Source organism: Duganella vulcania, from assembly GCF_009857655.1.
GTDB lineage: Bacteria > Pseudomonadota > Gammaproteobacteria > Burkholderiales > Burkholderiaceae_D > Rugamonas > Rugamonas vulcania.
In genome coordinates this window covers 33,982-48,913 of the sequence record NZ_WWCX01000028.1, presented here as the reverse complement: position 1 = coordinate 48,913, position 14,932 = coordinate 33,982, and the positions used below count along the sequence as shown (strand labels likewise).

General features: G+C 61.1%; 17 protein-coding genes and 1 tRNA gene. 13 read left to right on the top strand and 5 right to left on the bottom strand.

Annotated elements, in window-relative coordinates; genetic code table 11:
- Nucleotides 1-58: 58 nt before the first annotated feature.
- The 5 genes from GTP90_RS16940 (at nt 59) to GTP90_RS16920 (ending at nt 2,991) form a co-directional block, all read left to right on the top strand.
- A complete protein-coding gene (locus GTP90_RS16940; RefSeq protein ID WP_161084661.1) occupies nt 59-460 on the top strand; it encodes a rhodanese-like domain-containing protein in 402 nt (133 codons plus the stop codon).
- A 10-nt stretch (nt 461-470) separates the two neighbouring features.
- Nucleotides 471-731 (top strand): glutaredoxin 3, encoded by a 261-nt coding sequence (gene grxC / locus GTP90_RS16935; RefSeq protein ID WP_117012621.1) that lies wholly within the window; start codon nt 471-473, stop codon nt 729-731.
- 153 nt (nt 732-884) lie between these two features.
- A complete protein-coding gene (gene secB, locus GTP90_RS16930; protein WP_117012620.1) occupies nt 885-1,370 on the top strand; it encodes a protein-export chaperone SecB in 486 nt (161 codons plus the stop codon).
- A gap of 98 nt (nt 1,371-1,468) precedes the next feature.
- On the top strand, nt 1,469-1,912 hold the full coding sequence (locus tag GTP90_RS16925; protein WP_161084660.1) for an SH3 domain-containing protein: 444 nt from the start codon (nt 1,469-1,471) through the stop codon (nt 1,910-1,912).
- A 38-nt stretch (nt 1,913-1,950) separates the two neighbouring features.
- Nucleotides 1,951-2,991, top strand: a complete 1,041-nt coding sequence (locus tag GTP90_RS16920; protein ID WP_161084659.1) for an NAD(P)H-dependent glycerol-3-phosphate dehydrogenase — start codon at nt 1,951-1,953, stop codon at nt 2,989-2,991.
- 31 nt (nt 2,992-3,022) lie between these two features.
- Here GTP90_RS16920 and GTP90_RS16915 read toward each other — a convergent pair whose 3' ends face one another.
- From GTP90_RS16915 to mscL, 3 genes are read right to left on the bottom strand one after another with little or no spacing between them, the layout of a single operon-like run.
- Complete coding sequence (locus GTP90_RS16915) at nt 3,023-3,712, bottom strand: DUF2461 domain-containing protein (protein WP_161084658.1); 690 nt, start codon at nt 3,710-3,712, stop codon at nt 3,023-3,025.
- Between the two features lie 9 nt (nt 3,713-3,721).
- Entirely contained in the window at nt 3,722-4,885 is a 1,164-nt protein-coding gene (locus tag GTP90_RS16910; RefSeq protein ID WP_161084657.1) for a Do family serine endopeptidase, read from the bottom strand.
- A 36-nt stretch (nt 4,886-4,921) separates the two neighbouring features.
- A complete protein-coding gene (gene mscL, locus GTP90_RS16905; RefSeq protein WP_161084656.1) occupies nt 4,922-5,356 on the bottom strand; it encodes a large conductance mechanosensitive channel protein MscL in 435 nt (144 codons plus the stop codon).
- A gap of 361 nt (nt 5,357-5,717) precedes the next feature.
- On the opposite strand from mscL, the gene petA reads away from it, so the two are divergent.
- The 8 genes from petA to GTP90_RS16865 all read left to right on the top strand — a co-directional run bounded on the left by petA (nt 5,718) and on the right by GTP90_RS16865 (nt 11,820).
- Entirely contained in the window at nt 5,718-6,326 is a 609-nt protein-coding gene (gene petA, locus GTP90_RS16900) for a ubiquinol-cytochrome c reductase iron-sulfur subunit (RefSeq protein ID WP_161084655.1), read from the top strand.
- Nucleotides 6,327-6,329: 3 nt separating this feature from the next.
- Nucleotides 6,330-7,742, top strand: a complete 1,413-nt coding sequence (locus GTP90_RS16895) for a cytochrome b (protein WP_161084654.1) — start codon at nt 6,330-6,332, stop codon at nt 7,740-7,742.
- Nucleotides 7,743-7,778: 36 nt separating this feature from the next.
- A complete protein-coding gene (locus GTP90_RS16890) occupies nt 7,779-8,543 on the top strand; it encodes a cytochrome c1 (protein ID WP_161084653.1) in 765 nt (254 codons plus the stop codon).
- Between the two features lie 114 nt (nt 8,544-8,657).
- Nucleotides 8,658-9,269: a glutathione S-transferase N-terminal domain-containing protein gene (locus GTP90_RS16885; protein WP_008443913.1), complete on the top strand. Its 612-nt coding sequence runs from the start codon at nt 8,658-8,660 to the stop codon at nt 9,267-9,269.
- A gap of 90 nt (nt 9,270-9,359) precedes the next feature.
- The gene (locus GTP90_RS16880) at nt 9,360-9,839 is read left to right on the top strand and encodes a ClpXP protease specificity-enhancing factor (protein WP_161084652.1); all 480 of its coding nucleotides are present in this window, start codon (nt 9,360-9,362) and stop codon (nt 9,837-9,839) included.
- A gap of 26 nt (nt 9,840-9,865) precedes the next feature.
- Nucleotides 9,866-9,941, top strand: a tRNA-Thr gene (locus GTP90_RS16875).
- A gap of 266 nt (nt 9,942-10,207) precedes the next feature.
- Nucleotides 10,208-10,471: a helix-turn-helix domain-containing protein gene (locus tag GTP90_RS16870; RefSeq protein WP_161084651.1), complete on the top strand. Its 264-nt coding sequence runs from the start codon at nt 10,208-10,210 to the stop codon at nt 10,469-10,471.
- A gap of 2 nt (nt 10,472-10,473) precedes the next feature.
- Entirely contained in the window at nt 10,474-11,820 is a 1,347-nt protein-coding gene (locus tag GTP90_RS16865; protein ID WP_161084650.1) for a type II toxin-antitoxin system HipA family toxin, read from the top strand.
- Between the two features lie 46 nt (nt 11,821-11,866).
- On the opposite strand, the gene GTP90_RS37595 is transcribed toward GTP90_RS16865, so the two are convergent.
- On the bottom strand, nt 11,867-13,825 hold the full coding sequence (locus GTP90_RS37595) for a S9 family peptidase (protein WP_161084649.1): 1,959 nt from the start codon (nt 13,823-13,825) through the stop codon (nt 11,867-11,869).
- A 137-nt stretch (nt 13,826-13,962) separates the two neighbouring features.
- On the bottom strand, nt 13,963-14,844 hold the full coding sequence (locus GTP90_RS16855; protein WP_161084648.1) for a hypothetical protein: 882 nt from the start codon (nt 14,842-14,844) through the stop codon (nt 13,963-13,965).
- Between the last annotated feature and the right edge of the window lie 88 nt (nt 14,845-14,932).

Below are 14,932 nucleotides of genomic sequence, written 5' to 3'. Positions count from 1 at the left end.
AGAACTCTTCCAGCTTCTATTTTATAATGCGCGCATTGACTTAAACCATTGGAACCCTGTGAAATTCTTCATTGACAATATTTTCATCATCGCCATCGTGGTCCTCTCGGGCGGCGCCCTGCTCTGGCCGGTACTGACGCAGCGCGGCAAACGCGCCAGCGCGCAAGAGGTGACGCTGTTGATCAACCGCAGCAAAGCCACCGTTGTGGATGTTCGTGAAGCAACGGAATTTGCCGCTGGCCACTTGCCGGACGCCAAGAACATTCCGCTGGGCGAGCTGTCCAAGCGCATTGGCGAACTGGACAAGTTCAAGAGCAAGAGCGTGGTCCTGGTTTGCCAGAGCGGCGCGCGCGCCAACTCGGCGGCCGGCGTGCTGGCCAAGGCCGGCTTCGCGGACGTGGTCAACCTGGACGGCGGCATTGCCGCATGGCAAAAAGCCGGCTTGCCGCTGGCCAAATAAGGAGGTCAAGATGACAGCCCGTGTAATCATGTACACCACCGCCGTGTGCCCCTACTGCGTGCGCGCCGAGCGCCTGCTGGAAGCCAAGGGCGTGACCACGCTGGAAAAGATCCGCGTCGACCTTGATCCGGAACAGCGCATGCTGATGATGGAAAAGACCGGCCGCCGCACCGTGCCGCAGATCTATATCGGCGAGACCCACGTCGGCGGCTTCGACGATTTGTACGCGCTGGAGCAGGCGGGCGGCCTGACCCCCTTGTTAAACGGCTAAGCGCCCCCAAATAACAACGAGAGGGCCGCAGAAATAGTTTGAAATCTTAATGGTTTTGATACAATTGCCCTCGCGTTTGATTTGAGCTCCATACCAAGCCAACATATTCCGAGCGGCGCGTGCCGCTCGTTTTCACTATAACGAAAGCGTTCCATGTCTGACGAAAACCTGCAACCAGTATTCCAAATCCAACGCGTCTACCTGAAAGACATGTCGCTGGAACAACCGAACTCCCCAGCGATCTTCCTGGAACAGGAAGCGCCATCGATCGAAGTCGCCCTGGACGTCGGCGCCGAGCCGCTGGCCGATGGCGTGTTCGAATCGACCGTCACCATCACCGTGACCGCCAAAGTCAAAGACAAGGTCGCTTTCCTGGTTGAAGGCAAGCAAGCCGGTATCTTCGAAGCGCGCAACATCCCAGCCGAGCAGCTCGATCCGCTGCTGGGCATCGGTTGCCCGAACATCGTCTATCCTTACCTGCGCGCCAACATCGCCGACGTGATCACCCGTGCCGGTTTCCCACCAGTGCACCTGGCCGAGATCAACTTCGAAGTGTTCTACCAGCAGCGCATGCAAGCGATCGCCGACGCGGCCGCCGCAGCACCAGCAGCAACCGACGGCGCCGCGACCACGCACTAAGCCGTTTCTGAAGTACGACGCTGCCGGGCGCCACGTCCGGCAGCGGTATCACCCCGACACGCCGCGCCTTCGCGCGCTGTCCCTCTGCAAGGTAAGCCATGACTTTTCCCCGTTTGATTGCCGGTCTGACCCTGATGCTGGCGGTAAGCGCCGGGCACGCGTTCGACTTCAAAACGGTAGGCGCCGCGCCCGTGATCCTGTACGACGCGCCATCGACCAAGGGCGGCAAGCTGTTCGTGGTGCCGCGTGGTACGCCGCTGGAAGTGGTGCTGGCCTATGGCGAATGGCTCAAGGTGCGCGACGTCTCCGGCGAGCTGGCCTGGACCGAGGCCAAGGGCCTGACCGCCAAGCGCAACGTCATCATCCGCACGCCCAACCTGAAGATCCGCGCCACGCCGGACGACAGTGCCGCGCCGGTGTTCGTCGCCGACAAGGGCGTGCTGCTTGAAGTGACCGAATCGGCCGCCGGCGGCTGGCTCAAGGTGCGTCACCGCGACGGCCTGGTCGGTTACGTCAAGAATTCCGAAGTCTGGGGCATATAATTGCCGTAGCGGCGCCATCCGGCGCCGAATGAGGTCCCATGCAAGATAATCCAAACAAAGCCGCGGGCACCGTCCGCAAGGTGGCCGTGCTCGGCTCGGGTGCCTGGGGCACCGCCGTCGCCATGGCGCTGGCCCAGCGCCACGACGTCATGCTGTGGGGCCGCAACCGCGAGGCCATGCAGGACATGGCGCGCACGCGCGAGAACAGCGCCTACCTGCCCGGCCAACCCTTCCCCGCCGGCCTCCAGGTCACCGGCGATTTCGACGCCGCGCTGGCCCATGTGGCCGGCCCGGATAGCCTGCTGATCGCCGCCTGCCCGGTGGCGGGCCTGCGTCCGCTGCTGGAGCAGCTGAAGACGCGGGCGATACCGAACGTGGTCTGGCTGTGCAAAGGTTTTGAATACGGCACCGGCCTGCTGCCGCACCAGATCGTGCGCCAGGTACTGGGCGCCAGCGTGGCCGGTGGCGCCTTGTCCGGCCCGTCGTTTGCGCAGGAAGTGGCCAGGGGCCTGCCGTGCGCGCTGACCATCGCCTCCGACTCGGCCGCCTTGCGCGACTGCGTGGTGGCGGCCGTCCACGGCGGCAACATCCGCGTGTATTCCAGCGAAGACCTGGTTGGCGTGGAAGTGGGCGGCGCGGTGAAGAACGTGCTGGCCATCGCCACCGGCGTGGCCGACGGCCTGGGCCTGGGTCTGAACGCGCGCGCCGCGCTGATCACGCGCGGGCTGGCGGAAATCACCCGCCTCGGCACCGCGCTGGGCGGGCAGACCGAAACCTTCATGGGCCTGACCGGCATGGGCGACCTGATCCTGACCTGCACCGGCGACCTGTCGCGCAACCGCCGTGTCGGCCTCGGGCTGGCGCAGGGCAAGCCGCTGGACGCCATCGTGCACGAGCTGGGCCACGTGGCCGAAGGCGTGCCGTGCTCCAAGGCCGTGCGCGAACTGGCGGCGCGGATGGGCGTCGACATGCCGATCACCAACGCGGTGGCCGGCGTGCTGTTCGACGGCGACCAGCCGCAAGCGATGGTCTCGCGCCTGCTGGCGCGCGACCCCCGCGATGAAAAAGTAACGCGCTAACGTCATTCCCGCGTAGGCGGGAATGACCTGGTTAGTCCTCGGACGGCTCTTCTTTCGCGGCGCGCATCCATTCGACCAGCGGGTAGGCATCCTTCAGGCCGCTGGCGATCATCGGCACCAGCAGCTCCGGCTTGTTCAGCGGCAGGTCGACCTCGGTCCAGACAAAGAAACTCTTCAGCTTGATGTATTCGATGTGCTCGTGCTCGGGGTCGTAGCCCTTGGGTGGGCGCATCAGCTTGCCTTCGTTCTGGATGTCGCCGAAGGTGGCCTTTAATTTTTTATTCTTCAGCACCTTGCTGAAGCCGGCCGCGTCCTCGACCATGTGCTGGCGCAGCGCCTTCAGCCGCGCCGGCGGCGGCATGTATTCGCCCGCGCCGAACAGCAGCTTGCCGCTGCCGTCGATCTGCATGTAATACGTCGGCCCGCCGGCCTTGCTCGGACGGCGCAGGTCGTTCGGCGCCACCGCGGCCGAGAAGCGCGTCTTGTACGGGCTCTTGTCATGCGCGAAGCGCACGTCGCGGTTGATGCGGAACATCGCCTTCTTCGGATTGCAGAACTTGACGGCGGCGTCGAACTTGCCCAGCTCGCCTATCATCTCCGTCACCACCTGCAGGAATTCTTCGCGCAGGATGTCGTAGCGCGGTTTGTTCATGATGAACCAGGGACGGTTGTTGTTGTCCGCCAGTTCCTTGAGAAATTGAGTCAGGTCGCGCAGATGCATTCAGGTTCCTTATTTGGCGCCGGCCGGCCGCTTGCCGACCGTGATGTCGAGCGTGGTCTCGCGGCTCTTGCGCAAGATCCGCATTTTAGCGCTTCCGCCGGGAACGAGTTGGGCGATCAGATTGAGCATGTCGTTGGTGTCGGCCACCGGCTTGTCGTCCACCGACAGCAGGATGTCGCCCGGCTTCATGCCGCCCTTGTCGGCCGGGCCGTTGCGCACCACGCCAGCGATGATGGCGCCGCTCTGGCGCGTCAATCCGAAGCTCGACGCCAGCTCGGGCGTGATCTCCTGCGTCTCCACGCCGATCCAGCCGCGCACCACGTGGCCGGACTTGATGATGGCCTCCATCACCGACTTCGCGGTCGACACCGGAATGGCGAAGCCGATGCCCACCGATCCGCCCGACTGCGAGTAGATCGCCGAGTTAATCCCCAGCAGGTTGCCGCTGGCGTCCACCAGCGCGCCGCCGGAATTGCCGAAGTTGATCGCGGCGTCGGTCTGGATGAAGTTCTCGAAGTGGTTGATGTGCAGGTTGTTGCGCCCCAGCGCGGAGATGATGCCCATCGTCACGGTCTGGCCAACGCCAAACGGATTGCCGATGGCCAGCACCACATCGCCCACCCGCGCCTGCTCAGCCTGGCCCAGCACGATCACCGGCAGCTTGTCGAGCTCGATCTTGATGACGGCCAGGTCGGTCTCGGGATCGGTGCCCACCACCTTGGCGGCGGCCTTGCGGCCGTCGGCCAGGATCACCTCGATCTCGTCGGCCGCCTCGACCACGTGGTTGTTGGTCAGGATGTAGCCTTCGCCGGAGACGATGACGCCCGAGCCCAGGCTGGATTCATCGTCGTCGTTCTCGCCGTCGCGGTCGCCGAAGAATTTCTTGAAGAAGGGGTCGCGCAGCAGCGGATGCTTGCCGCGCTTGGGTTTCTTGCTGGTGATGATGTTGACCACGGCCGGCATGGCCCGCCCCGCCGCCGCCCGGTACGAGCCGACCGCCACGCCGGGCGCCTTGCCAGGCCCCGCCTCCAGCGTCACGGCCGGATGGTCGGCATTGCCGATCTGCTGGGAACGCACCGGCGCGAGCCGCTCCGGCCCCACCGCCGTGTAGACGAAATACAGTGCCAGTACGACGGTCACCGTTTGCGCAAACAATAACCAGAGTCGTCGCATAGCGTTCAGCCTGCCGCCCGGTGGACGGCGTCCTTGTTATTTCTTCAGAGAGTCGCGGATTTCGCGCAGCAGCACGATGTCTTCCGGGGTCGGCGCCGGCGCCGCGGCCGCTTCCGCCGCCACTTCCTTGGTGTTCAAATTGCGCGCCTTGTTCATCAGCCGCACCATCTGGAAGATCACGAAGGCCAGGATGATGAAGTTCAGCAGGATGGTGGCGAAATTGCCGTAGGCGAACACCGCGCCCAGCTTTTTCGCTTCGGCCAGGCTCAGGTGCGGATCCTGGCCGTTCAGCGCGATATAGTAATTGGCGAAATCGAGCCCGCCAAACAGTTTGCCGATCGGCGGCATGATGATGTCGGCCACCAGCGAGTCGACGATCTTGCCGAATGCGCCGCCGATGATCACGCCAACGGCGAGGTCGACCACATTGCCCTTCATCGCGAATTCTTTAAATTCCTGCATCATTGCCATTCTTCTATCCTCGCTCTGTGGTCATTTGTGAACAAAACTGCGTCTGGATCATACTATTTTTTCAATTGGATTCCAAACTCGCTCGCGCCATGCGCATTTGACACCGATTTACGCTATAAATTTGTCTTGCATCAATATCTATCGCTTGCGCTCCGCCAGTAGGGGATGGGCCGGCAAAATTCAAGTCCAAAACGGTGCGCAAATGCCCGCAATTGGGGTTACGGCAACGTTTTTGCTTTAATTCGTATCACGCTTACCTTATAATTTAAGGTTGCTAGAAGCGATATTCGTGCTTCAACAGGTTTCAGATTTTGTTCGCGGTTTTCGGATTTTGTTCGCACTTTGACTGATTGGGGTTTGTATGAGTATCGAAAAGCAGGTCGATTCGGGCCGACGCGGATTGCTCGTCGCAACAGGCGCGGCGGGTGGTGTAGTGGGCCTGGCAACCGCCGGGGCACTGGTAAGCACGTTCCAACCGTCCGAGCGCGCCAAGGCCGCCGGCGCACCGGTGGAAGTGGATATTTCCAGCCTCAATCCCGGTGAAATGAAAACCGTCGAATGGCGCGGCAAGCCGGTCTGGATTATCAAGCGTACCCCTGAGATGGTGGCCTCGCTGAAAAAGACCGACGGCAAAGTGGCCGACGCCGACTCCAAGCGCAACCCGGAGGAATTCACCCCGGAATACGCCCGCAACGAATGGCGCTCGCGCAAGCCGGAGATCCTGGTGGCGGTCGGCATCTGCACCCACCTGGGCTGCTCGCCATCGTCCAAATTCACTCCCGGCCCGCAGCCATCGCTGCCGGACGACTGGGAAGGCGGCTTCCTGTGCCCATGCCACGGTTCGACCTTCGACATGGCCGGCCGCGTGTTCAAGAACAAGCCGGCGCCGGACAATCTGCAGGTGCCGCGTCACATGTTCCTGAGCGACACCAAGCTGATCATTGGTAAAGACGAGAAAGGCGAGGCGTAAATCATGGCGGCTTTCAAAGAGACTAAATTCCCGGCCGATGCACCGGCCGCACAAAAAGCACTGGGCTGGGTCGACGACCGCTTCCCGCTGACCAAGCTGTGGAACGACCAATGGGGCAAATACTACGCCCCGAAAAACTTCAACTTCTGGTACATCTTCGGCTCGCTGGCCATGCTGGTGCTGGTGCTGCAGATCGTCACCGGCATCTTCCTGACCATGCACTACAAGCCGGACGCCAACCTGGCCTTCGGTTCGGTCGAATACATCATGCGCGAAGTACCGTGGGGCTGGCTGGTGCGCTACATGCACTCGACCGGCGCATCGGCCTTCTTCATCATCGTCTACCTGCACATGACGCGCGGCCTGCTGTACGGCTCGTACCGCAAGCCACGTGAACTGATCTGGCTGTTCGGTTTCGCCATCTTCCTGTGCCTGATGGCCGAAGCCTTCTTCGGCTACCTGCTGCCATGGGGCCAGATGTCGTACTGGGGCGCCCAGGTGATCGTCAACCTGTTCGGCGCCATCCCGCTGATCGGCCCTGACCTGTCGCTGTGGATCCGCGGCGACTACGTGGTGTCCGACGCCACCCTGAACCGCTTCTTCGCCTTCCACGTGATCGCGATCCCGCTGGTCCTGCTGGGTCTGGTGGCTGCCCACCTGATCGCGCTGCACGAAGTCGGCTCGAGCAACCCGGACGGCATCGAAGTGAAGGAAAACCTGGGCGCCGACGGCCACCCGGTCGATTCCATCCCTTCGCACCCTTACTACACCGTGCACGACCTGTTCGGCGTCTCGATCTTCCTGCTGATCTTCAGCACCGTGGTGTTCTTCGCCCCGGAAATGGGCGGCTACTTCCTGGAATATAACAACTTCCTGCCGGGCGACTCGCTCAAGACCCCGCTGCACATCGCGCCGACCTGGTACTTCACCGCGTTCTACTCGGTGCTGCGCGCCACCACCGCCGACTTCATGTGGGTGCTGATGTTCTTCGTGGCCGGCTATGTGGTGTTCATCTGGCTCAAGTCGCGCCTGTCGAGCGCGGTCAAGACCGCCATCGCCGCGATCGCGCTGGTGGCCATCGTCGGCATGCTGCCGCAGGTGCTCGACGCCAAGTTCTGGGGCGTGGTGTTCTTCGGCGGCTCGGTGGTGATCCTGGCCTTCCTGCCATGGCTGGACAAGTCGCCGGTCAAGTCGATCCGCTACCGCCCGAGCTGGCACAAGTATGTGTACGCCGTGTTCTTCTTCTGCTTCCTGTCGCTGGGCTACCTGGGTACCCTGCCACCGACCGAAGGCCGCACGCTGTTCTCGCAAGTATGCACCCTGCTTTACTTTAGCTTCTTCCTGTTCATGCCTTGGTGGAGCGCCATGGGCACGTTCAAGAAGGTCCCGGACCGCGTAGTGTTCCACGCGCACTGATCGACGCCTCCCGCTAAAGTACACAAAGGACATTACATGAATTTTTCTAAAAAACTGCTCGCCATCCTGGCCCTGGTGCCAGGCCTGGTACTGGCCAATGAAGGCGGCGTCGCCCTCGACAAGGCGCCTGACCGTTCGAATAACATGGCGGCCCTGCAAAACGGCGCCAAACTGTTCGTCAACTACTGCCTGAACTGTCATAATGCGTCCTCGATGCGCTACAACCGTCTGCGCGACCTCGGTCTGACGGAAGAGCAAATCAAGGCCAACCTGCTGTTCACCGGTGACAAGGTCGGCGAAATGATGACCACCACGATGAACCCGAAAGACGCGAAAGCATGGTTCGGCGTGGTGCCGCCGGACCTGTCGGTGATCGCGCGCGCGAAAGCCTCGGGCGCCGGCAGCGGCGGCGACTACCTGTACACCTACCTGCGCACCTTCTACAAGGACGACACCCGCCCGACCGGCTGGAACAACCTGGTGGTCAACAACGTGGCGATGCCGCACGTGTTGTGGGAACTGCAGGGCGTGCAGAAGGTCAAGATGGAAGAAGTGGCCGACCCGCACGAAGAAGGCAAAAAGATCCATCGCTTTGCCGGCTTCGAGCAAGTCACGCCGGGCAAAATGAGCAAGCTGGAATACGACACTGCGGTGGCCGACCTGGTCGGTTACATGGAGTGGATGGCGGAGCCTGCAGCGCAGACCCGCAAAAAACTGGGCGCATGGGTGGTGCTGTTTATGGCCGGCTTCGCCTTCCTGGCATGGCGCTTGAACGCGTCGTTCTGGAAAGAAGTTAAATAATCGAGAGTGCCGGCTAGCCGGCGCTTGTTTTGCGATGCCCGCGTTGGCGGGCGATCGATCCGGGGTGATCCGTTCGCGGCTTCACCCCCTTTGTTCTTCTAAGGAACTATAAAAATGATGGTTCTCTATTCGGGTACAACCTGCCCATTTTCGCAACGCTGCCGTCTGGTCCTGTTTGAAAAAGGCATGGACTTCGAAGTGCGCGATGTCGACCTGTTCAACAAGCCGGAAGACATCTCGACCATGAATCCCTATGGTCAGGTGCCCATCCTGGTGGAACGTGAATTGATCCTGTACGAATCGAACATCATCAATGAGTACATCGACGAACGCTTCCCGCATCCGCAGCTGATGCCGGCCGATCCGCTGATGCGCGCCCGTGCGCGCCTGATGCTGTTCAACTTCGAGAAAGAATTGTTCGTCCACGTGCACGTGCTGGAAAGCGAACGCGCCAAGAGCAACGACAAGAGCCACGACAAGGCGCGCGCGGAAATCCGCGACCGCCTGACCACGCTCGCGCCGCTGTTCCTGAAGAACAAGTACATGCTGGGCGATGAGTTCTCGATGCTGGACGTGGCGGTCGCGCCGCTGCTGTGGCGCCTGGATCACTACGGCATCGAACTGTCGAAGACCGCAGCCCCGCTGATGAAGTACGCCGAGCGCATCTTCTCGCGCCCAGCCTACATCGAAGCGCTGACGCCGTCGGAAAAGGTCATGCGCCGTTAATCGGACGCAGGCCGATTTACTTGAAGTCTATCGGCGCGTTTGCCGGCCTTAGCGGGCGGCGCGCCGGGTTCTACTGCAGTCTGGAAGACCATGTCTGAAATCTCAACCAAGCCCTACATGCTGCGCGCCATTTATGAGTGGTGCACGGACAGCGGCTATACGCCCTACCTCGCCGTCAAGGTCGACGCCTCGACCACGGTACCGATGGAATATGTGAAAAAAGGCGAAATCGTCCTCAACATCAGCTTCGGCGCCACCTCGGGCCTGAAGATGGACAACGACAGCATCCGCTTCCACGCGCGCTTCGGCGGTGTGTCGCGGGAGATCTACGTCCCGGTCAACAACGTCATGGCGATCTACGCCAACGAGAACGGCCAGGGGATGGCGTTCGAGCCGCAACTGGGCTTCGCCGAGCCGCCGGCCGATGAGGAAACCAGCGCGCCGGCACCGGTGCTGGCCGCCGTTCCAGCGCCCGCGCAAGAGGCTAAAACCGAGGCGCCAAGCGCTCCGGACGACGATACCGACCCGCCAAAAAAGGGTGGCCGGCCTACTCTCACGCGAATTAAATAGCGTATAATTCGCCCCGTACAAGTTTCGCCGACTTAGCTCATTTGGTAGAGCAGTTGATTTGTAATCATCAGGTGGCCAGTTCGAAACCGGCAGTCGGCACCATGAAATACTCGGTAATATTTAAGGGTTACACGTTTCGACGTGTAACCCTTTTTGTTCTATGGCTCCTTGCGATGCTCCATGTCACCGCTGTGTAACCGGTGCTGTTGTGGCGGCTGCCTGATGTCAACCAGTCCTGCGGCTTCCTGATCAGTCAGTGTTTGCCTTTGTCGTTAGGAGCGGGTATCCGGATGACGGATAAATTCGGATAGATTGAATTTATCTGAAATTCAGCTAAACTCAGTTTATCTGAATAACGGATACCTTCCATGCCAACTGCCCCCGCATCCCAGCTTATCATCACCACGCCACAGCTAGGTCAGTTGCTCTTGTCTACGCGTAAGCGGCGCAAGCTCACGCAGACCGCCGTGGCGCAGCGGCTTGGCCTGAGCCAGAACCGCATTTCGCACCTGGAGCAACATCCGGATGAAATCAGCGTCAAGCAGTTGCTCAGCTGGTGCTCGGCAATCGGGCTGGAGCTGCGGCTCGGGGAGCGAATCGAGGACGGGCCGAGCAGCTCCGCTGAGTGGTAATCATGGGCCGCCGCGCGCATCACCAAACACTGCACCTCTGGGCAAATGGGGACTATGTCGGGCGCTGGACGGTCAAAGCCTCTGGCGACTCCGAGCTGCAATACGACGAAGCCTGGTGCAAGTCCCCACGTGGGCGCCCAATCTCGCTATCGCTGCCGTTCAATCTTCATAACGAACCGCTAAAGGGAGACCGCGTCTCCCACTACTTCGATGGACTGCTGCCGGACAGCGACACCATACGCAAACGCCTTGCAGTCCGGTTCAGGACTGGCTCCACCGATGCGTTTGACCTTCTCGCGGCCGTCGGTCGGGACTGCGCTGGTGCTTTGCAGCTTCTGTCCGAGGGTGTCAACCCCGAAGGACAGGACAAGGTCGACGGCATAGTGGTTGATGATGAGGCCATTGAGCGGCACCTGCTGGACGTGGTTGATCCAGGCCACTACAGCGCCATGCCGGACCCCGATGACGATTTCAGGATCTCGCTGGCCGGCGCGCAAGAGAAGGACGCGTTCCTGTGGTGGGATGGAAAATGGATGAAGCCGCGGGGCGCCACACCGACGACGCATATCTTCAAGCTCCCCATCGGCCTGGTTGGCGGGAGAAAAGCGGACTTCTCCACATCGGTCGACAACGAGTGGCTATGCCTGCGGCTGTTCAAGGAATACGGGTTGCCGACAGCGAATGCGCAGATCGCGACATTCGGCTCACAGCGGGTACTCGTCGTCGAGCGCTTCGACAGGACAACGTCGCGCGATGGGAAGCAGCTGTTCCGGCTGGTTCAAGAGGATTTTTGTCAGGCGACGGGCACCTCGCCGCTGATGAAATACGAAAACGAAGGCGCTCCGGGCCTGCAACAGATGTTCACCTTGCTGCAGCAGTCGCAACAGGCGGTCGCGGACATGCACACACTCATGGCCACGCAGCTTCTGTTCTGGATGCTGCGTGCGCCGGATGGTCACGCCAAGAACTTCAGCATCCAGCTACTCGCCGGCGAGCAGCGCTTCAAGATGACGCCTGTCTATGACGTGATGTCGGCCTACCCTGCCATTGGCAATGGGCCGAACCAGTGGGCCGAGCAGGACGTCAAGATGGCCATGGCGCTACTCGGGAAGAACAGGCACTACCTGGCACACAGCATCATGCGACGCCACTTCAACAGCACGGCGAAGAAGGTCGGCTACGGCGACAACGCCGAGCCTCTGATCCAGGACTTCATTACCCGCACACCTGGGATTGTGGACAAGGTCCGCACGGAGCTGCCAGCCGGGTTCTCGGAAAAAGTCGCCGACCGAATTCTAGGTGGAATTCTGGCAGCAGCGCACGCCCTGGAACGGATGTCGCCAGTCTGATCGCGTACTTAACCGCGGTGCCGGCCGCCGATCCCCCCCCCCCCTACTATCGCGCCACGTCCGCTGCTTGTTCGGCGGGCATGGACGGTCCGATATTTCGGGCCAGGAAAGCTTCGATGTGCTTCCACAGATCGATGCGGTTGGCCTGGGTTTTCCAATCGGTCACGCTGGGCGAATAGGTCAGCCATTCCACGCGGGGATTGGTGGCGCTGAGCTTTTCGTAAAACTTGAGGCCGTCGGAGAACGGCACGCGTTGGTCTTCCTTGCCGTAGGCGAGCAGCACCGGCTGGTGTATGCGCGCTGCGTTCTGTAGCGGCGACGCGTCGTTGAACTGTGCCGCGTCCGACTTTGGATCGCCGACGATGGCGCGTAGTTCCGTCGTTGCGCGCGCGGCGGCAAGGCTGTCCGCATCGTACTTGAATATGGCGCCGATATCGGTGATGCCGGACCAACTGATGCCACATTTGAATACCTGTGGATCGCGGATCAGTCCCATCATCGCGGCATAACCACCGTAGCCCGGACCCGCGATGCAGACGCGCGCTGGATCGGTATAACCCTGCTGCACCGACCATTTGACTGCGTCGGCAATATCGTCCTGGATGGAGCGTCCCCATTGTTTGGCGCCAGCCTCCCTATGGGCGCGGCCAAAGCCGGCCACGCCTCGCGGATCAGGTCGCAGCACAAGATAGCCACGCGATGCCAGGAACTGCACTTCATCGTTCCACGCCCAGGACCCATTGCGCGTCCACTGCGTTTCCCCCATCAGCACCACGGTCGGCAGCATCTTCTTCGGTCCCGCAGCGGGCAAGGTGACATAGGCCGGTATCTTCATGCCGTCGCGTGCTGGATAACGGATCATCTCCGAGGTCGCCATGCGCGTGACGTCAATATCGGGATGGGCTCCGCCCAGCATCAGCAAGGTCTTGGCCTCCCGGTTGTAGAGCAGGTATATATGGCTGTGCACATCCGAGTAGCTGTCGATGACCACGAAAGGTGTCGTATTGTGATCACCGTACGAGAGATTGTTGACCCTGCCGGGCAGCAGCGCATCAACGTCGGCCTGCAGCTGCTTCATTTCTTTGTCGAACCACACCGTGGTTTCGCTTTCGAGATTGAGCTTAAAACCCAGCATCCGTTTTTCGTCCACCAGGAAGTGACCATCGGCGTCGAAACCTGGCGCCGTGATGAGCGGCCCGGGAATGATGGCATTTTTTTTCAGGTCGTAGCGATAGACGGACGATTCGTTGGCGCCGTTGTAGGCGCGTATGTACAGCATGCCATCGACGAACAGCAGCGGCTCGAAAGCTTCCGGGCTCAGCGGGCTAAAGGCGGCGATCTGGCGCCAGTTGCCATCGTCTTCGTAAAACACAACGTTTTCGTCTTTATGCCTCGCTACGGCGATGCGCGGATCGCCGGCGGCGTCGATCAACCAGTTGAAGGTTTTGAGGGGCGCCTGCATGGCGGTGCGCGCACCATTGCGGGTGTTAAGACGCACCAGCTCGACCCGGTCCTCCCAGCGCTCCATCGCGAACATGGCCTCCCGCTTGCGCGCGGCGAAACCATGCATCGACAAGCTAGCCAGCGTGCCGCTGTTGTTGGAGGAATCGGTATCGGCAAAGGAGCGTGGTTGTTTGATGGTTTCCGTCAGCGCGGAAAACTTGCTGCCGTCGCGGTCCACCGCATACAGGCCCGGTACGCCGATGTCGCCATCATGGTCGACGTTGATGATCGAAAAGGCCAGGCGTTTGTCGCTCAGCCAATAGAAGTGTTCGATATCGGCGTTGCGATAGTTGGCTACCGCCTTCTGTTCGCGCGTCTCGGTATTGAGGATCACCAGCATGCTGCGGCCATTTGGCGACTGCGTGCGCATCGCAACGAAATGACCATCGGGGGAGATGGTGGCGCCCGTCATCTCGGGTCTTTTGAAGAAATCCTCGATTGGAAGGAGAGCGGGCTCCGCAGCCAGCGCCCCGCTGATTGCGAGCGAGCAGGCGATGAGCACGGCCGAGCGCCAGGGGGCTGAAGTCATTGTCGAGTATGAAGATGTTAAAAAATTAATTCTAGCAGAATGCCAGTCCATTGAAAGGCTTTTAACATCTGCGCCTGGCATTCGCCATGACACGCAGCGCACAGCCCGAATCAGCCCAGCCGTCCAGTCAGCCACAGCGCGACGTTGCTGGCGTATCGATGAACCGAACGCATTGCGTGAGGCGTCGTCGCCAGACTATTCCCCGGCGCCTCGCTCACGAAATCCGGGCAGCCTGAGGCAGGGTTCCAGTTGTAGTCGGCGAAGTGGTGGAAGGTGGACTCTGCAATCACCGGTCCGTTGCCGGCGGACGCTTCGATTGCGACGGCGATATTGAACGGGTTGCCGGTGGCCTTGCTGATGCCGGTGGCGATCACGCGTGCATTCGCCACGCCGGCGGGCGCGTCGACCGCGCCTTCATGCGGATGGGCCGGCAGATAATGCAACAAGCCGTCTTCGGACTCGGCATCGCGCAACACGGGATGCGCCGGACTAACAATGTTGATGCGCTGGGCGTCGCCGTTGGCGCCCGAATGAAAATTTGGCCACAGGATTTGCGGCGTGCCGCGATCGTCCGGCGCGGGCGGCAAGCTGCCCGCGACGCGATTATGGTTATGGAAAATATGCATGGCGCCGATCACGTCTATCGAGCAGATGGAGCAGCCCAAATCCATGTGGTCGCGCGTGATCATCAAGCCGCCGCCCCGGCGGTGAAACGCGGAGAGTCCCGCGCGGTCATCGGCGTGCAAGCCGTCGCCGGTGTCGACCGCGAACAGCCATACCTGGCCGTAGTCCGACTCCGCCAATGTGGACAGCACCGGATCGGCGCTGCCGACACTGACGCGATCGCGCGCAGTGACCTCGAACAGCGGCTGGCCATCGTCGCCGGTCAAGCCGGCCAGCAAGTCGCGCAGCAAAGAGAAGCGGCCGATATGCCAGTCATTGTCGGTGCTGACGATGGTGGTCTGCAAAAGAATCTTGATGGGCTTGTTCATGGCGCCTTCCTTACAATTTGTGGTCGATGGCCATTACATTACAACAGCCTTGGTTGAATACCCGCTGGACCTTCACGCTCCGGACCGA